This is a genomic window from Pinirhizobacter sp. (assembly GCF_036499745.1).
In the GTDB taxonomy this organism is placed as follows: Bacteria; Pseudomonadota; Gammaproteobacteria; order Xanthomonadales; family Rhodanobacteraceae; genus Pinirhizobacter.
On sequence record NZ_DASYDG010000006.1, the window covers coordinates 1 to 16,819 of the forward strand.

Consider the following 16,819-nt stretch of genomic DNA (forward strand, 5'->3'; position numbering starts at 1 on the left):
CTCCCTCCGGCTCATCAGGTGCCGTGCAGAGCAAGGCAGCGCGCGGGATGCAAGTACCCCGTCCCTGCTGGTCCCACAGGCTGACCTAGCGCCTGGAGGAGTCGTTGGGTGGCGTTTTCGTCACGCTTCCGAAGGAGGGCGAAGCCCGACGAGGACTTAGTGACGAAAATGCCACCCGACGGCTCACACCGCCACGCCCCAGGGCTGTTAGCGGCGCTTCTTGGGGCGCACGTACAGGACCAGGGAGTGGTCTTCGATGACGTAGCCGTGCTTCTCGGCGATCTCGTGTTGGAGGCGCTCGATCTCTTCGCTGACGAACTCAATGACCTTTCCGCTGTCCACATCGATCATGTGATCGTGGTGCTTGCCGCGGTCCAGTTCGTAAACGGCCTGGCCGCCCTCGAAATTGTGCTTCATGAGGATACCGGCCGCTTCGAACTGGGTCAGTACCCGGTACACGGTGGCAAGGCCGATGTCCTCGGCGTGGGCCAGCAGGTGTTTGTAGATGTCCTCGGCGGTCAGGTGACGTGCCTCGGAATCCTCAAAAATCTGCAGGATCCGCATCCGGGGATGGGTGACTTTCAGGCCCGCCTTGCGCAATTCCCTGGTTTCCTGATCCATCTGTCTCACCCCTCTTGAAAGCACGGTGCCTTAGGGCGCTTAGTGTATCATCCAACGCTTTACGATCCGGACGCACTACGCATGCAAAAGCTCCTCCGCACGCTGGGCATGGCAATCCTCGCATCCTCGGTTGCCGCCTGCGGGCTCGTTTACGTTCCCGACGTGCAGCAGGGCAACCTGCTCGACAAGAAAACCGTCGAGCAGCTCCAGCCGGGCATGACCAAGCGGCAGGTGCTGGTGCTGATGGGGTCGCCTTCGGTGAGCTCACCGTTCAACCAGAATCGCTGGGATTATGTCTCCACGGTGGCCCACCGCGGCGGCAAGATGAAGGTCCGGACCTTCAGCCTGGCCTTCAACAACGATGTGTTGGTGAGCACCAAGGGCGATTTCTTCGCCGCCGACGCCGCGGCCCTCCTGAAGGACCAGAAAAAGTACCATCAGGATTACCCGACCACGGAAACCAAGGGCGACAAGAACACCGACCCGGACGCCAAGAAGAGCGACGACGGCGGTTTCGGCAGCGGCAGCGGCGACGACAAGAAGTAAAGCGTCAGCGCCGTGAAGCCCGCCGCCGGCGGGCTTCCTTCGGATCGAGGGTGAGCTCGCGGTAAATCTCCACGCGGTCACCTTCGGCCAATACGTGATCTGCATCGACCCGTCGCGAAAACACTCCAAGCGCCGTCGCGGGTGGCCAGCCGGCCAGGGCCACTGCCTGCGCGGCCGTGGTACCCAGGGGCACGGTGAGTGCCAGCACCTCCTGGCGATCGGGGAACGCCCGCGCCACTTCGATGGCGATGTGCTCAACCATAGATGCGGGCGGCCTCGGCGCTGAAGTCGTCCACCATCCTTGTGGCGAGGGCCTGGAACCCCATCTTCAGTACGCTGCTGCCAATGCCGGCATATTCGAAATCCAGCAGCAACCCCACTTTGCAGCCGTGCTCGCCCAACGGGGTGAATTCGAACAATCCCTCGAGCGAGGTAACCGGGCCTTCAACAAAATGCATCGTCAGGCGATGCGGCCGCTCCGGGGTGTTTCGGGTGGTGAACGACTGGCGGATACCGGCGAATTTCAGGTCCAGCCGGGCCACGAGCACATCGCCATCGCGCTCGATCACGGTGGCGGCGTCACACCAGCCGAAGCGCTTTGGGTATGCTTCGACATCGTTTACCAGGTCGAACATCTGCGCTGGGGTATAAGGCACCAGCGCGCTGCGGCGGATTTCGGTCACGGAACCACGCATCCTTTTGGGAGGCCCAAGGCCTGCCCCACCATGAAAGAACACCGATTTTAGCGAAGATGGCCAAGCAAAAAGACAAGGACAAGGCAGCCGGCGGCACAATCGCCCTGAACAAGCGTGCCCGTCACGAATACCACATCGACTCCCGCCACGAGGCAGGTATCGCCCTGCAGGGCTGGGAACTGAAGGCGCTGCGCGCCGGCCGCATCAATTTCACCGACAGTTACGCGGTGGTGCTGGGCAGCGAGCTGTTCCTGGTGGGCACCTCGATCCCGCCGCTGATCCAGGCCTCAAGCCATGTCATCGCCGAGGACCGCCGCACGCGCAAGCTGCTGCTGCACCGTGCCGAGATCGACACCCTGATGGGATTCGTCGAGCGCAAGGGCTACACCCTGGTGCCCACCGCCATGTACTGGAAGGGCAACAAGGTAAAGGTGGAGATTGGCGTGGCCCGCGGCAAGCAGGAACACGACAAGCGCGCCTCGGAGAAGGAACGGGAGTGGAAGGTGGACAAGCAGCGCGTGATGCGTGCGCACAACCGCATGGGATGATCGCCGACGGCGTGTACTTTCACTGCGCTGACTTAAGCTTCGCGAACTGACACACGTCGCGCTCAGTACCGACTTACACCGGTAGTCGCGATACCTAACGTGGATGTGCCACCCCCGCCAACGCGGCGCGGGTGGCTCACTCACTGAAGGAATCGTCATGACCCATCGCACTCTCCCTTCCCTTGCCGCTCTTGTTGTTGGGCTCATCGGCATCGCAGCGAATGCCGCCCCGATCGAAAACCCACTCGAGCGAGCCCAGGCCACGGCAGAACTTGTTCGCCAGTTCTCGCCCGCAACCGACATACCTGCCTCGGTGGCCAACGCCACGGCCAGTGCCGGCCTCGACGCCTTCGGTACGCTACAGATGCCACCTGCATCCGATGGATCGCGCTGGTGGCTGGAACTGCCCGTTGTCCACGCGACTGGCCAGATCACGCACGACGGGACACAGGTATTTAGTACGCTCGATCCTGATGTGGACCTCACCACGACGGCGCTCACCGATGGCATCCAGGTAACCACCGTGATGCGCAACCCCGCGGCAGCCACCGAAGCCACGTACAGGCTGGGCGGGAACGTGGTCGCTTCCCTCGACGACGGCGGCGGCGTCATCATCGGTCACCGTGTGACCGGCGGACGTGCCGCGGGCCACGACTGGCAGCCTGTCGTCACCCTGGGCCAGATCAATGCGCCCTGGGCTCGTGACGCCGCCGGCAATGCCATCGCCACGCGCTATGTCCTTGACGGTGGCGCCATCGTCCAGCAGACCGATCATCGGGCTCCCGGCACGAACTATCCCGTGGTGGCCGATCCCCGGGTGATCTTCGAACCACTCCCTTATGTGTATCTCGGAAAACTGGAAACGAGCCTTGCCAGTTCCGTGGAAGGCGCCGCCGGCCTGTGCGACATCATTGCAGCCATTCCCGCCGTCGGATCGATCTCCGCCGGGCTTTGCCGTAGCCGGGTGACCAAGGTGGCCAGTGAGGCCCAGAAGCAGGCGTCGGCCGGGAAATGCGTGGCGTATCTATTCGCGCCACCGCTGGTGATCTCCAAGGGCCATACCGGCGACTTCTGCGACTGAACTAAACTGAACGGGGCCGCGGCGGCGCTTGGGTAAACGTACCGCGTCCCTATATACTGCAGACGGCTTTCAAAGCTTTCCCCGGGGGTGTCCTGGCTTCGACGGGGGTAGTGCGATCGCCTGGTGCATGCCGAGGGGGTGACTTTCCTCGTTAAACCAGTCGCAAAACCCATAATTGCCAACGATAGCAATTACGAAGTGAATCAGGTGGCTCTCGCCGCCTAATTCTGTGGCCCCATAAAGGCCCTTCCCCGAACCGGTCTTGTGCTCATGCTCGCCGGTGTAGGGTCATTATCATGAGACAGTCCAACGTTGCCGGCCCGGCGGCTGCGGATTAAATCCAACGGGCTGGTTACCTGGTGCGCTTCGCACGCCGTGCTGTCAGGTAACGAGATCCAACGGTGAGCTAAGCATGTAGAACTGGGGGTTAAACGCCTTCGGACGCGGGTTCGACTCCCGCCACCTCCACCACGTTCCGTCAAAACCCCTTGCCTTCCGCAAGGGGTTTTTTCTTGTGTGGCGTTTGTGACTTTGCGCAGTCATGGCGCGCGCGGGCATGGCAGGCCATCCAGTTCGGAGCATCTCTACAACGGCACCCGAGTGATTGAGCATCGTTTGATGGGATGTGTCGGGCAACTTTGAGAAAATCCGTATGGAACCGCAGCGCTGTAGTCGGGATCATTCATGGGTTGCTGGGAAACCGGCAACCGGGTGTCGAAAGCCCGGCGCAAGCCCCGCGTCCCGCAGTGAATCTGCGGGACGCGTGGTTCTACCGCCTTTATGGCGGGCGACCAGGCGGGCGTATGCCCGGCCGTGCTTGTGCGGACTTTCGACCCTGGCTCGCCCGCCCCCTACCCTTTCCTGAAACGGGCCCGGCAGACGAGCTACGGTGGCGAATGAACGTACCCGGCGACATGGAGCTGCCCTGGTTGACCGTTATCCCCGTGGCGGAAGACCAGGCCAGGGTGTAAATGCCGGCGCGTTCATTCGCCTGATCCGTGTGCGTGACTTTGTGCACTATAGCTTCAGGCGCACGATGGGCGCGTCGCTTGCCCGTCAGATGCCCCACGGCAAGTATGTCGTGCTTCAGGACAGCGCCCACTTCAGTTACCAGGACGAGCCCGGCACGTTCAAGGGTGCGGTGGAAGCGTTCCTTCGCTAAAAAGTCCACCACCTACATGGGCGACGCCCGGATCTGACAAGTATTCCTGTCCAGGACGACTTAAAATCCTCCTGCTGCCGCGGCTATAAAAGACAGCGCCATGTGGCGCGCCGCCGGGTCTCCCCGGAAGCAAGGAGTCATGGATTTGGCAAGGAAGAAACAACCATCACGCCATCGTCGGCATCCGCCGCTAACGATGGCAACCTACGCCGATCGTCGGGCGCTCACGCCCAGCGCGTTCGATGGCGAACTGGCGATGTCGATCCTGGTAGACATACACCACACCGTGGGTCGGCTCGATCGTTCCGTGGCCCGACTCGAGGAAGGGCAGAAGCGCCTTGAGGAACGCCAGACGAAGCTGGAAACCAAGGTTGACCATCTTGATGTCAGATTCGACCGTCTCGACAAGAGGGTAGATCATCTCCAGGTCAAGTTCGACCGTCTCGACACCAAAGTCGGGGACCTCTCCGTTACGGTCGATAGCCTATGGACCTTGCGAACAAAAATCATGGGCGGCGTCATCACGCTTGGCGCCATCTGGACGCTCTATCGCGCCGTGTCCTCTTATATCCACTTCGGCCCGCTACCGTAGCAACCTTTCCGGCCCTTGGGCGCACTCACCGATCTGCGGCGGGACGCGACCGGCATCGGACATGAAGCTTAAGTTTGCCCATCAGTTGCGCGCGATCGCCGCGCTATCGGTCGTTATCTACCATTACTGGGGCATCTTCTTCTCGCCTGCCGTGCGCACGATCATCGGGGTACCGGCAAACTTTGTACCGGTGAAGCCGGGCTACGCGCAGCACGTCATGTCACCAGGGCAAGGCGGCTTCTACTACGGTGTTTTCGGTGTTGGCGTTTTCTTCCTGATTAGCGGGTTTGTCATACCCATAAGCCTGCGGAACATTTCGACAGGTACATTTCTGGTGAGGCGGTTCTTTCGCATCTATCCGGTCTATTGGTTCTGCTTGCTCATCAGCCTTTCCATGTACTTCATCTGTTCGGGGTATTGGCACACGCCGCTGTCAGACAGGATCGGCTTGAAGTATCTGCTGGAGACCCTGCCACTGCTGCATAGTTCGACGGGCATACCCTCACTGGATTTCGTTTGTTGGTCGCTGGCGGTGGAAGTGAAGTTCTATGTGATCTTCGCACTGATATTCCTGGCTGGAAGAAACGCCCACAAAGTGCTGGCGCTATCCATCGGCTTCCTGGCTTTGTGCTGCGTAGCGGTTTTCTTTGCCGCCCATGGTTCGAACCCGGCATCCTTCCTGTCATTGCTGATGTCGGACATGAAGTTCATGACCTTCATGTTCCTGGGCTGCCTGTTCTATTACGTCCTCTACAACGAATTGGCCATGGGGGCCGCGCTTGGTTATGGAGCCATCATCTACATCTTGTTCCTGACAATCACGGCGTCTTACGAGGGCAGCGTCGGTGGACCGCTGGCGAAAAATTACACCTATGCACTGGTTCTGTTCTCCGTGTGCTATGTGCTTCGAGACAGGTTCCGTGATAGCAGGGTCCTGGATTTCGTGGCGGACATCAGCTTCCCGCTCTACCTGCTTCACTCGACGATCGGGTATGTGGTCATGCCCATACTGATCGATCATCGCGTTTCGTTTACGTTTGCCTGGATGATCTGCCTGGGCTTGACCCTCCTGGTCGCATCCGGTGTCCATCAATACATCGAGGTTCCCGTAAACGCTTTTGGCAAGAAGATATCGAACCTCGCCGCGAGGCGGCCCAGGCCAGTGCACAGGGACACTCTCCCGCTCGAAGGGTCGCCCTGATGCCAGGCGCCGGACGGGCTGCAGGCAGACGTCCAGACGTCCGCCCGATCTTGCGGCTTGACACGTGCAGCAACCCATGTGAACCATGCCGGACCCCGTCCCTGGACTTCCCCATGCCCGCCCTTCCCCCGCTGGCCATCGTCTACGAGCACCCTGAGTGGTTCAAACCGCTCTTCGCCACGCTTGACCGCCGCGGCATCCCCTACCGGGCCATCCGTTTCGAAGACCACCTGTTCGACCTGGCCGATCGCACGCCGCCGGCGCCGGTGATCTTCAGCCGACTGGCCATGAGCTCGTTCCTGCGCCAGGACGAACACCCCATCTTCTATGCGCAGGCGCTCTATGCGCATTGGGAGTTGAACGGCGCCAGGGTGATCAACGGCACGCGGGCGCTCCGTGTGGACACTTCCAAAGCCCGGCAGATGTCGGTGATCCAGGCCCAGGGCCTGGGGATTCCCGCCACGCGCGTGGTCCATCGCAGGGGTGACCTTGAGGCGGCTAGCCGGGGCTTACGCTTCCCAATTATCGTCAAGGTGAATATCGGCGGCTCAGGCAGCGGTGTGGTTCGCTACGACTCAGTCGATGAACTTCGCGCGGCGGTGGCCGCCAGCACCACGCCGACCGGCATCGACGGTGTCTGCCTGGTGCAGGAATACGTGCCGGCACGCAACGCGCAGGCGGTGCGCATGGAAACCCTTGACGGCAAGTTCCTCTACGCCATCGCCCTGAATACCGACGGTGGCACCTTCGACCTGTGCCCGGCCGACTTCTGCCTGGTCGACAAGCCCACGGTTAGCGCGGTTGAATTCAAACCCGACATGGAAACCATCCGCGAGGCCGAAGCCATCGCGCGGGCATCAGACCTGGACATCGGCGGCATCGAGTTCATGGTGGACGACCGTGACGGCGCACGCCGCTATTACGACATCAACGGCTTGTCGAACTTCGTCGCCGACCCGCTAACCGTGCTGGGCTGGGATCCGCACGAAAAGCTTGCCGACTACCTCGTCCAGGCCATCCACGCACATCAGGGGGAAGCAGCATGAGATACGGATTCTGGGCACCCGTCTTCGGCGGCTGGCTGCGAAATGTACGCGATGAAAACATGGAGGCCAGCTGGGATTATTTCAGCCGGCTTTGCCGTCGCGCCGAGGAGATTGGCTACGACCTTACCTTGATTGCCGAGCTCAACCTCAATGACATCAAGGGCGTCAGGGAACCGGCCATGGACGCCTGGTCGAGCGCCGCAGCCCTCGCTGCCGTCACCAAAACCTTGGAAATCATGGTGGCGGTGCGTCCGAACTTCCATCAGCCGGCGCTGTTCGCCAAGGCCGCGGCCAACATCGACAACATCTCCAACGGCCGCCTGGCGCTGAATGTGGTGTCGTCCTGGTGGGCCGACGAAGCCACGCAATATGGCCTGCAGTTTGACCAGCACGACGACCGCTACGGCCGCACGGCCGAGTGGCTTACCGTGGTGGACGGCCTGTGGTCGCAAACGCCCTTCAACCACCAGGGCGAACGCTACCAGCTGACCGATGCCATCTGCGAGCCGAAGCCGAAGTCATCGCCGCGGCCGACGATCTACGCTGGTGGAGAATCGGAAGCTGCGAAGAACCTCATCGCCAGTCGCTGCGACGCCTACGTGATGCACGGCGACGAACCTGAAGTGATCGCCGAAAAGATCGCCGACATGCGCGCCCGCCGCGAGAAGACCGGTCTGCCGCCGATGATCTATGGCATGGCCGCTTATGCCATCGTGCGGGGCAGCGACGAGGAAGCCCAGGCTGAAGTGGAGCGCATCACCACGCTCGACCCAGACGCCCCGGGCTTTGCCAACTTCGACCAGTGGCTGTCGGGAACCCAGCTCGAGCGCGAGCTGAAGATCCGCGAATATTCAGTGTCCAACCGTGGCCTTCGACCAGGGCTGGTGGGTACGGCAGCGCACGTGAGGGATCGCATCAAGGCCTTCGAAGACGTGGGCCTTGACCTCCTTCTGCTGCAGATGAGCCCTCAGCTGGAAGAAATGGAGCGCTTCGCCGCCGACGTGATACGCAGGCACTAACCGCAGAAAGGTCAAACCTTCTTATATCGGAAACAGCCCTGTACGTGGTCGTTGACCATGCCGGTGGCCTGCATCCAGGCGTAGACAATGACGGGGCCGACGAACTTGAAGCCCCGTTGCTTCAGCGCTTTGGACATGGCCACGGAGCTTTCCGTCTGCGCCGGCACCTGCGCGGTCGATGTCCAGCCGTTTCGAAGCGGCTTGCCGCCTGCGATGTCCCACACGAAATCGGCGAAATCTTCGCCAGCTTCCTGCATATCGAGGAAGGCCCGTGCGTTACCGATCGTCGCAGCGATCTTCGACGCCGAGCGGATGATGCCGGCATTGGCCATCAGGCGGTTCACATCGCGCTTGCCGTAACGAACGATGATCGAGGGGTCGAATTCGTCGAACGCCTCGCGGAAGGCGTCGCGCTTGTGCAGGATGGTTTTCCACGAGAGCCCTGCCTGGAAACCGTCCAGCACCAGCTTCTCCCACAGTGAACGGCTGTCATGGATGGGCACCCCCCATTCGGTGTCGTGGTAGTGGCACATCTTTGGGTCGATACCCGCCCACGCACAGCGAACGACTTCCTTGGCCATGATGCAACCTGGGTTCCCACGCCGATGTCGGCAATGGCTTGCATTGTAGGGCCTCAGCCCGGCTACCATGAGGTGCTTTCCAAGGGGATGCAAAACGGCATGCGCAGGGCATACCAAACACTGGCGGGGCTCGTCATGGGCCTGGCCGCCAACGCCTACGGGGGCACCCTGGTGGTGCACGTGGACGACGGACACGGGCATCCGGCCGAAAGCGCCGTGGTCACGCTGGAATCCCCTGGCGATACGGCGACTCCCACCTCTGCACCGGCCACACACACCATCGACCAGCGCGACGAGACCTTCATACCCTACGTGGAGGTCATGCGACCTGGCGACCAGGTGGTCTTCCGCAATTCGGACAATACCCGCCACCAGGTGTATTCGTTTTCCGACCTCAAGCGCTTTGAATACGTGCTTCGCCCGGGCACCAGTTCCCCGCCGCTGACCATCGACGGCAGCGGCATCATCGCCGTGGGCTGCAACATCCACGATGAGATGATCAACTATCTATTCGTCACCAGTAAGCCTGCGCGCTTGTCGGGCAAAGACGGCAACGCGCAATTCGACAGCCTTGCGCCCGGTAGCTACTCATTGCGCGTCTGGCACCCGCAACTCAAGCCCGGCGACCAGGGCACCCGGGTCGAGGCGGTCGTGGCGGAGGGAAGTTCCACGCCGCTCAAGGTGCACCTGACGTTGCTCCCCGACCCGCGGGCCAGCATGGACCGCGAACACATGGGTTACTGACCGCCCATGCCGCGCCTGGGCTTCCGCCTGCGGGTTGCGCTGTTCTTCGTGGCGACCATCATCGCCGTACAGGCGCTGACGGCGGGCCTGGGCTATGAGGTGGCGCGCCGCGAACTGGTGCGGCAGGGCGGCAGCCAGCTGGCGGCCAATTCCAATGCCTTCGTGGCACAGATGGACGACATCGCCGCCCGCGTGGCCTCGTCCGTGCAGATACTTTCGCAGGACTACGGCCTGCGTTCGGCCATCGGCGAGCGCGACCACGGTACGGTGCTGTCGATCCTGCGCAACCACGGCCGCCGGGTCGGCGCCACGCGCATGCAACTGGTGGGGCTGGACGGCAAGGTGCAGGCCGATACCGCCCATGCGGGCGCGGCCGCCGTAGCGTTCGCCAGGCCCGCCCTGTTGCAGGGCGCCTTCGACGGCCGTAAGGCAGCGGTGGTCGCGGAGAACGGCGCGGTGTTCTGGCAGGTGGTGGTACCCATTTACGCCCCGCAGCCAGCCGGCCTGGTGGTCGCCAGCGTTCCGATCGACGATAAGCTCCTGTCCCACATGCAGGAGCTTTCCACCCTGCCGCGCGACGTGGAAATGATGACGCGGCCAGCGGGCAAACCCTGGTCGGTGGTGGCCCATGGTGGTGGCGAGGCCCGGCTCCCTCCCGGCTTCTTTGCCGGAAACAACCAGTTGCCGGACGCGCCCGTACTGGTCCAGTCCAGCGGCCGCGAATTCCTGGTGCTGGCTCGCGGCTTTCCACAGGCCACGGGCGATCCCGAGGTCGCCGCGGTGCTGGGCTATTCGCTGGACGACGCCTTGCGCCCTTACCGCTCGGTTTGGATCACCTGGGCCGGGCTGCTGGTGTTCGGCCTGGTATTGGGCGTGCTCGGCTCACTGCTGATCGCCCGCAGCGTATCAAGGCCGGTAGAGATGCTGGCCACCGCCGCACGGCGGATCGAAGCGGGGGACTACCGGCCGCCGGAGGGGATGCGGCGTACCGATGAGATCGGCCAGCTCGCCGCCAGTTTCCAGGCCATGACCGCTGCCATCGGCCAGCGCGAGCAACGCATCCGCGAACAGGCACTACACGATGCCGTGACCGGACTTCCCAACCGGGTGGCCAGCCAGGCAGCGATCGATCGGCCCCGTGCGACCTCCGAGGCGAGCCTGATGATGCTTGGCATCACCCGCCTTCCGGACATCATCAAGACCGTGGGCCATGGCCTGGGCGACCGGCTGATGCACGACGCCGGCAGTCGCCTGTCGGATCTGGCCGGATCGCGTTTCGTCGGACGCGTATCGGATACGCAGTTCGTGTTGTGGCTTCCCGATGCCGGCCGCACGCGTGCCACGGAACTGGCCTCGCGGCTGCTCGACGCCCTGGGACGGCCCTTTGTCGAAGGCGACTTCAGCATCGACATGGGACCTGCCATCGGCATTGCCTGCGCCCCCGGGGACGGCGAAGACGCCGCCACGCTGTTGCGCCACGCCGAAGTCGCCCAGTTCGCCGCGGCAGGTTCTACGCGCGGCCTTGCTTTCTATGATGCCGCTACCGATCCACATCGGCCGGACCGCCTGTCGCTGATGGGCGACCTGCGTGAAGCGATCGACCAGGGCCAGCTCACCTTGCACTACCAGCCGAAGCTGGACCTGGCCAGTGGACGTGTCACGGCGGCTGAAGCCCTGATCCGCTGGCAGCACCCGCGGCGTGGCCCGGTGCCACCGGACGCCTTCATCGGCGTGGCCGAGGAAACCGGCAATATCAGCCGCCTGACCCGCTGGGTGGTCAATGATGCCCTGGCCCGCGCCCGCGCCTGGATCGACGCCGGGCATCGGATAAACATCGCCGTGAACCTGTCCGTCCGCGACCTGGAAGACGTCGACCTTACCCGCCGCATCGGCGACCTTGCTGCCGCCCATGGCGTGCCCACCTCGGTCCTCACGCTCGAGGTCACCGAAAGCGCGGTGATCGCCGACCCCGCCCGTGCCCTTCAGGAACTGCGCAGGCTTGCCGATCTAGGTTTCAAGATTGCCGTAGATGACTTCGGCGTCGGCCAATCCTCCTTTGCCTACCTGCGCCAGATGCCCGTCCACGAACTGAAGATCGACAAGACCTTCATACGCAACTTAAGCCGCGACGAGGGCGACCGCGTGGTGGTGCGGTCGATCGTGGACCTGAGCCACCGGCTGGGCCTGCGCGTCACCGCCGAAGGCGCTGAAGACGCGGCCGCGCTGGATTACCTGCGCGAGGTCGGCTGCGATTGCGCCCAGGGCTTCCACATTGCCGCCGCCATGCCGGCCCAGACCTTCGCTGAGCGCTTCCTAGTCGACGGCATACCTCCATGACCGCATCGGCCAGGGTTCGCGGCGTCCTTCTCGCCGGTCTCGCGGTCGGCGGCAACATGGCGTGGGCACAGGAGGTGAAAGTCCATGCGTTCCTTGATGGACGCCTGGTGGATGCTCCCTCCCCCACGAGTTTTACCGAAGGCGGCTATGGCAAGACCCGCTACGGCAGCGGCGATACCCGCCTGCAATTTGGCGGCGGCGGCCTGATTGTCACGGCCCAGGCCACGCCTTCGCTGTTTGGCCTGGTGGACGTACAGGCGCAGACCACCGATCACCGCATGCTCGGTGTGATGGAAAGTTACCTGCGCTATCGCCCCGTATCGCTCTCGCCCTGGCGCTGGTCACTACAGGGCGGCGTATTCTTTCCCCCGGTATCGCTGGAGAACGACGGCATCGGCTGGACCAGTCCCTGGACTATCACGCCGTCGGCGATCAATAGCTGGGTGGGAGAAGAACTGCGCGATGTCGGCGTGCAGGGACAACTGCAATGGCGCGGCCAGGGCAGTTCGCTGGCCATCACCGGAGCGCTGTTCCGACGCAACGAGATCGCTGGCAACATCCTGGCCGTTCGCGGCTGGTCGCTTAGCGACCTGACCTACGGCCTGGGCGAACGCATCCGCCTGCCGGACCAAGCCGGCGACGATGGCCAGGCGCCTACCGAACGCTACGACCCCTTCCGCCGCGTCACCAACCAGATCGGCTGGCACGCCGACCTCACCTGGCGCGCGCCGGGCAATACGCGCGTGACCTTGCTGCGCTGGGACAACGGCGCCGATCCGCGTGCCTTCGTACCCTACGAAGGCGGGGATCGCCTCCGCGCATGGCGCACGAAGTTCTGGTCGTTCGGGGCCACCACGCAATCGGGCCCGATCACCTGGATCACCCAGGCGATGGAGGGCGGCACGCTGGTGCTGCCTGGGACCCGTCACGTACAAACGCACTTCCGCTCGGCGTTCGTGCTGGTGGGGTGGAACCAGGGTGCCTGGCGTCCGGCGTTGCGCGTGGAGCACTTCAGCACCGACAACGATTCCAGCTTTGGCGACGGCGGCGAACACGGCAATGCGCTGACCGCGGCATTGGCATGGCGTCCGCACGACTGGCTGCGCATCACCTATGAATTGATGCGCGTGGACAGCTACCGTTCGGACCTGGCAAGCGATGGCCTATCGCCCCACGTCAAGGTCACTCAGGTGCAGGTCAGCGCGCGACTTTTGTATTGACCCGGTTCGCCCAGGGGGGGCACCATCGACGATCCCTGCGCCCAAAGGCATCCACATGCACTGCAAGCCCTGGCTCATCATCTTCGTCGCCGCGCTTGCCGCGTGCAGTTCCAGCCACAACGACACCCAGGCACCGGCAGCGGCGTCCACCGCACCGGCCAGGGCTTCCACCGCACCTCCGCCGCCTGTACCGGCCGTGCCGCCGGGTACGCACACCTTCCAGGCGGGCATCACCGCCGACGACTTCTCAGCCCATTTGCGCACGATCGCCTCGGACGAATTTGCCGGCCGCAAACCCGGCACGATCGGCGAACGCCTGACCACCAACTACCTGGTGGAGCAGTTCAGGCGCATCGGCCTGCAACCGGGAGTGAAGGGTGAATGGTTCCAGGCCGTTCCGGCGGTCACCACCACCTTGCAACACCAGGACACGCTCAAGCTCGACGTCGCCGAAGGCGGCGGTACCGAATCGTTCGCTTTCGGCAAGGACATGGTGGTCGCCACGCTCAATGCCTCGGCCCATGTGGAACTCAAAGACTCCGACATCGTCTTTGCCGGGTACGGCGTGGACGCGCCCGACCAGCATTGGAACGACTTCGACGGCGTGGACGTGAAAGGCAAGACGGTGGTGGTGCTGGTGAACGACCCAGGCTGGAACGGCAACGACACGTCGCTGTTCAAGGGCCGGGAAATGACCTACTACGGCCGCTGGACGTACAAGTACGAAGAGGCGGCGCGCAAGGGCGCGGCCGCCATATTCATCGTGCACCAGACCGAACCTGCCGGCTACGGCTGGAACGTGGTCGAATCAGGCTTCAGCATGCCGCGGCTGGATCTTCCCGTCAGCGAAGATCCGGCCCCGCGCATGCCCATGGCCGGCTGGCTGACCCATGATGCGGCCAAGCGATTGTTCGCCAAGGCCGGCAAGGATTTCGACGCGCTTGCAGCACAGGCCAACCAGCGCGGCTTCAAGGCCGTGCCGTTGGACGCCAAGGCCTCGATCACGCTCGACAGCACGATCGGTACGTCCATTTCCAGCAATGTGATCGGTGTGCTGAAAGGCAGCAAGCATCCCGACGAGGCCATCGTCTACACCGCGCACTGGGACCACCTGGGTACTGATCCATCGATCAAGGGTCACAACATTTATAACGGCGCGGTCGACAACGGCACCGGCATCGCCGCCATGCTGGAGATTGCCGAGGCTTTCGCCGCAAAGAACCCGCACCCTGAGCGCAGCATCGTGTTCGCCGCGGTAACGATGGAGGAATCGGGGCTGCTTGGCTCGAAGTACTACGTGGCCCATCCGGTGTTCCCGCTGGCCAAGACGGTAGCCGACATCAACATGGACGCGATCGACATCATGGGTCCGACCCACGACATGTCCGTGGTGGGCCTGGGCCAGTCGCAAATGGACGATGTACTGAAGGATGTCCTTGCCGCCCGTGGCCGCGTGGTCAGCGGCGACGACGCACCGGAGAAGGGTCATTACTTCCGTTCGGATCACTTCAACTTCGCCAAGGCCGGCGTTCCGGCACTCTCCGCCGGTGGTGGCGTGGACATGGTCCAGGGCGGCAAGGCGGCCGGCGAGGCCGCCGTGGCCGACTACGTGGCCCATCGCTACCACCAGCCGGCCGATGTCTTCGACCCGCGCTGGAACTTCACTGGCGTGCTTCAGAATGTGCAGGCCTATTACGACGTGGGTGCGAAACTCGCCGACAGCGACATGTGGCCGGCGTGGAGTGAAGGCAGCGAGTTCCGCCCGGCGCGCGAGGCGATGCTTGCCAAGCCCGCCGCGAAGACGAAGAAGAAGCACTAGAAGTTCCACTGCAGCTGCACACGCGCCACGTCGGCCCGCACCCGGGGGTACGGCGCCTGGCGCGTGTTGGTGCGGCGCATGTTGGCGTAGGCCACGGCGATTTCCAGGGCGTTGGAGGGCTGCCACTCCACGCCGGCCTCAAGTTCGTCGACCAGCATGCGCGGGGCGTTGGTATCGAACTTCGCCGCGCCCCGGTAGGTTTGCCACTTCAGGTAAGGCGTAAGCACGCCATAGGCACCGGTGCGGCGAACCATCGCCTGAACATAGCCGCCGCGAAGCGAGCGGGTACGGATGCGCTGCTGCGCGACATCCAGCTGAGGGCCCTCGCCCACCGTCCACTCCGCCTGCAAGCCGAAGGGCTGCGGGTACCAGATCACGTGCGCGGCAACGCGACGATCGGTCGACCCCTGGGCCCCGGCGTCGACCGTGGGAGTGAACGATGCACCGTCGATCTTGACCGATGTCGGCGCACCTACCCGGTATTGCCCTGCGTAGGCATCGGCACCCACTTGTACGAACTGCCCCGAGGCCAGTTTGAATGGCCAGGTGGCATGCAGGACGACGTGGCGCCGGTCGTTGCTCTCCGGGCGATTGGCGCCCTGGCCGTTGTAGACGCCCAATCCCAGCACGCCGTAGTCGCCACTGCCCTTCAATCCCGACTTGGTGAGTTCGCCGAATCGCTGTGCCGCAATCTTCGGCGAGTAGTAAAGGAACAACCCCACATCGCGCTCGTCGCGCACGCCGGCATTGAGCGCATCGGCGCGGTCCGGCGCCAGGCGGTTCTGGCTCGACTGCAGGTTCTCAAAACCATAGGGCACTTTCGACTGACCGGCGCGCACGCGCCATTCATGGGCGCGGTCAAGGCTGATATCGGCATAAGCGTCACGAAGCTGGCCGAAGTTGGATGTGCTCGAACCGCTGGGTGTGCTGCCGAAGTCCGGCTGCAGGTAGATGAACACCCGCTCACTCACCTGGCCGCTGATCACCAGGCGCACACGGCGCAGCCCGAACGACTGGTTCGCACCAAGGAAACGATCACCCGGCGTCGCGAGCTCGGCTTCATTACCTGAAAGCACTTGGTTGTAACGCATCTGCACATAGCCACGAACCTGCAGGCGTTCATGCCACGGCCCGGCAGGTGGCTTGACGGCCGCGACCCTTGCCGTGGATGTGGCGACGGTAGCCTCGGCAGGACGAAGATCACCGCGTGCCGGGGAGGCTCCACGGACGGCAGTGGCACCGGCGGCCATTGACGGCGCAGCGATGTGCGCCGTGGCTTGGCCCGGAGCAGCGGGGTCCTCGACCTTGCGAAACGCTCCCAGCCTGGTCCGGTCCGGCCCCGGCTCGGCAAAGATTTGCCGTGTTTGTTGATCGACGTAAAGTTCGACGTCCGCTTCCGCGGCGTCGACATTCGACATGGCGGCCAATAACCCCACGGCCAGGATGCTTCGTTTCATGCCCACGCTCCTTGTGTCGACGACGTCGCCGGTCCTGGCGACGAAGCGGAAGGTACGGCCTGGATGTTTCCGCGTGGTGACAACGAGCGCAAAAGGTTGCGCAAACAATCGCAATGGAATCAGCGATTTATAAAGTTGGCCAAAAATTCG

Annotated in this window: 17 protein-coding genes and 1 other RNA gene; 13 read left to right on the forward strand and 5 right to left on the reverse strand. The window is 63.3% G+C overall.

Annotated features, from left to right (window positions below):
* Positions 1-207: 207 nt before the first annotated feature.
* On the reverse strand, positions 208-621 hold the full coding sequence (gene fur / locus VGM61_RS01585; RefSeq protein WP_324348927.1) for a ferric iron uptake transcriptional regulator: 414 nt from the start codon (positions 619-621) through the stop codon (positions 208-210).
* An 81-nt stretch (positions 622-702) separates the two neighbouring features.
* Here fur and VGM61_RS01590 point away from each other — a divergent pair, with 81 nt between their 5' ends.
* The gene (locus tag VGM61_RS01590; protein ID WP_331520957.1) at positions 703-1,167 is read left to right on the forward strand and encodes an outer membrane protein assembly factor BamE; all 465 of its coding nucleotides are present in this window, start codon (positions 703-705) and stop codon (positions 1,165-1,167) included.
* 4 nt (positions 1,168-1,171) lie between these two features.
* Here VGM61_RS01590 and VGM61_RS01595 read toward each other — a convergent pair whose 3' ends face one another.
* On the reverse strand, positions 1,172-1,417 hold the full coding sequence (locus VGM61_RS01595) for an RnfH family protein (RefSeq protein WP_331521005.1): 246 nt from the start codon (positions 1,415-1,417) through the stop codon (positions 1,172-1,174).
* 4 nt (positions 1,418-1,421) lie between these two features.
* Complete coding sequence (locus VGM61_RS01600) at positions 1,422-1,850, reverse strand: type II toxin-antitoxin system RatA family toxin (protein ID WP_331520958.1); 429 nt, start codon at positions 1,848-1,850, stop codon at positions 1,422-1,424.
* A gap of 68 nt (positions 1,851-1,918) precedes the next feature.
* Between VGM61_RS01600 and smpB the strand changes: the two genes are divergently transcribed.
* From smpB to VGM61_RS01640, 8 genes are all read left to right on the forward strand, one after another.
* A complete protein-coding gene (gene smpB, locus VGM61_RS01605) occupies positions 1,919-2,410 on the forward strand; it encodes an SsrA-binding protein SmpB (RefSeq protein WP_331520959.1) in 492 nt (163 codons plus the stop codon).
* Positions 2,411-2,567: 157 nt separating this feature from the next.
* On the forward strand, positions 2,568-3,491 hold the full coding sequence (locus VGM61_RS01610; protein ID WP_331520960.1) for a hypothetical protein: 924 nt from the start codon (positions 2,568-2,570) through the stop codon (positions 3,489-3,491).
* Between the two features lie 83 nt (positions 3,492-3,574).
* Positions 3,575-3,962: a transfer-messenger RNA gene (gene ssrA, locus VGM61_RS01615) on the forward strand.
* 565 nt (positions 3,963-4,527) lie between these two features.
* The gene (locus tag VGM61_RS01620) at positions 4,528-4,653 is read left to right on the forward strand and encodes a hypothetical protein (RefSeq protein ID WP_331520961.1); all 126 of its coding nucleotides are present in this window, start codon (positions 4,528-4,530) and stop codon (positions 4,651-4,653) included.
* Positions 4,654-4,792: 139 nt separating this feature from the next.
* Complete coding sequence (locus tag VGM61_RS01625; protein ID WP_331520962.1) at positions 4,793-5,245, forward strand: hypothetical protein; 453 nt, start codon at positions 4,793-4,795, stop codon at positions 5,243-5,245.
* A gap of 61 nt (positions 5,246-5,306) precedes the next feature.
* Complete coding sequence (locus VGM61_RS01630) at positions 5,307-6,446, forward strand: acyltransferase (protein ID WP_331520963.1); 1,140 nt, start codon at positions 5,307-5,309, stop codon at positions 6,444-6,446.
* A gap of 113 nt (positions 6,447-6,559) precedes the next feature.
* A complete protein-coding gene (locus tag VGM61_RS01635; protein ID WP_331520964.1) occupies positions 6,560-7,492 on the forward strand; it encodes a hypothetical protein in 933 nt (310 codons plus the stop codon).
* On the forward strand, positions 7,489-8,511 hold the full coding sequence (locus VGM61_RS01640) for an LLM class flavin-dependent oxidoreductase (protein WP_331520965.1): 1,023 nt from the start codon (positions 7,489-7,491) through the stop codon (positions 8,509-8,511). Before VGM61_RS01635 ends, VGM61_RS01640 begins: the two co-directional genes overlap by 4 nt.
* Positions 8,512-8,522: 11 nt before the next feature.
* Here the strand turns inward: VGM61_RS01640 and VGM61_RS01645 are convergent, their stop codons facing one another.
* A complete protein-coding gene (locus VGM61_RS01645) occupies positions 8,523-9,092 on the reverse strand; it encodes a DNA-3-methyladenine glycosylase I (protein WP_331520966.1) in 570 nt (189 codons plus the stop codon).
* Positions 9,093-9,191: 99 nt separating this feature from the next.
* Between VGM61_RS01645 and VGM61_RS01650 the strand changes: the two genes are divergently transcribed.
* Genes VGM61_RS01650 through VGM61_RS01665 form a run of 4 tightly spaced genes read left to right on the forward strand, consistent with a single transcriptional unit; the run spans position 9,192 to position 15,212 of the window.
* Entirely contained in the window at positions 9,192-9,836 is a 645-nt protein-coding gene (locus VGM61_RS01650) for a methylamine utilization protein (protein WP_331520967.1), read from the forward strand.
* A 6-nt stretch (positions 9,837-9,842) separates the two neighbouring features.
* Positions 9,843-12,173: a bifunctional diguanylate cyclase/phosphodiesterase gene (locus VGM61_RS01655; RefSeq protein WP_331520968.1), complete on the forward strand. Its 2,331-nt coding sequence runs from the start codon at positions 9,843-9,845 to the stop codon at positions 12,171-12,173.
* Positions 12,170-13,393 carry a hypothetical protein gene (locus tag VGM61_RS01660; RefSeq protein WP_331520969.1) on the forward strand — a complete coding sequence of 408 codons (1,224 nt, stop codon included), beginning with the start codon at positions 12,170-12,172 and terminating at the stop codon, positions 13,391-13,393. The genes VGM61_RS01655 and VGM61_RS01660 overlap by 4 nt, the downstream gene beginning before the upstream one ends.
* Before the next feature lie 55 nt (positions 13,394-13,448).
* A complete protein-coding gene (locus VGM61_RS01665) occupies positions 13,449-15,212 on the forward strand; it encodes a M28 family metallopeptidase (protein WP_331520970.1) in 1,764 nt (587 codons plus the stop codon).
* On the opposite strand, the gene VGM61_RS01670 is transcribed toward VGM61_RS01665, so the two are convergent.
* Positions 15,209-16,669, reverse strand: coding sequence for a porin (locus VGM61_RS01670; RefSeq protein ID WP_331520971.1), 1,461 nt, complete (start codon positions 16,667-16,669; stop codon positions 15,209-15,211). The genes VGM61_RS01665 and VGM61_RS01670 overlap by 4 nt on opposite strands.
* Positions 16,670-16,819: the final 150 nt, after the last annotated feature.

Excerpts from the sequence above, each read along its gene's own strand:
- VGM61_RS01670 (WP_331520971.1), bottom strand. The coding sequence starts at position 16,669 with ATGAAACGAAGCATCCTGGCCGTGGGGTTATTGGCCGCCATGTCGAAT.
- fur (WP_324348927.1), bottom strand. The coding sequence starts at position 621 with ATGGATCAGGAAACCAGGGAATTGCGCAAGGCGGGCCTGAAAGTCACC.
- VGM61_RS01650 (WP_331520967.1), top strand. The coding sequence starts at position 9,192 with ATGCGCAGGGCATACCAAACACTGGCGGGGCTCGTCATGGGCCTGGCC.
- VGM61_RS01610 (WP_331520960.1), top strand. The coding sequence starts at position 2,568 with ATGACCCATCGCACTCTCCCTTCCCTTGCCGCTCTTGTTGTTGGGCTC.
- VGM61_RS01640 (WP_331520965.1), top strand. The coding sequence starts at position 7,489 with ATGAGATACGGATTCTGGGCACCCGTCTTCGGCGGCTGGCTGCGAAAT.
- VGM61_RS01665 (WP_331520970.1), top strand. The coding sequence starts at position 13,449 with ATGCACTGCAAGCCCTGGCTCATCATCTTCGTCGCCGCGCTTGCCGCG.
- VGM61_RS01625 (WP_331520962.1), top strand. The coding sequence starts at position 4,793 with ATGGATTTGGCAAGGAAGAAACAACCATCACGCCATCGTCGGCATCCG.
- VGM61_RS01655 (WP_331520968.1), top strand. The coding sequence starts at position 9,843 with ATGCCGCGCCTGGGCTTCCGCCTGCGGGTTGCGCTGTTCTTCGTGGCG.
- VGM61_RS01645 (WP_331520966.1), bottom strand. The coding sequence starts at position 9,092 with ATGGCCAAGGAAGTCGTTCGCTGTGCGTGGGCGGGTATCGACCCAAAG.
- VGM61_RS01590 (WP_331520957.1), top strand. The coding sequence starts at position 703 with ATGCAAAAGCTCCTCCGCACGCTGGGCATGGCAATCCTCGCATCCTCG.
- VGM61_RS01660 (WP_331520969.1), top strand. The coding sequence starts at position 12,170 with ATGACCGCATCGGCCAGGGTTCGCGGCGTCCTTCTCGCCGGTCTCGCG.
- smpB (WP_331520959.1), top strand. The coding sequence starts at position 1,919 with ATGGCCAAGCAAAAAGACAAGGACAAGGCAGCCGGCGGCACAATCGCC.
- VGM61_RS01630 (WP_331520963.1), top strand. The coding sequence starts at position 5,307 with ATGAAGCTTAAGTTTGCCCATCAGTTGCGCGCGATCGCCGCGCTATCG.
- VGM61_RS01620 (WP_331520961.1), top strand. The coding sequence starts at position 4,528 with ATGGGCGCGTCGCTTGCCCGTCAGATGCCCCACGGCAAGTATGTCGTG.
- VGM61_RS01635 (WP_331520964.1), top strand. The coding sequence starts at position 6,560 with ATGCCCGCCCTTCCCCCGCTGGCCATCGTCTACGAGCACCCTGAGTGG.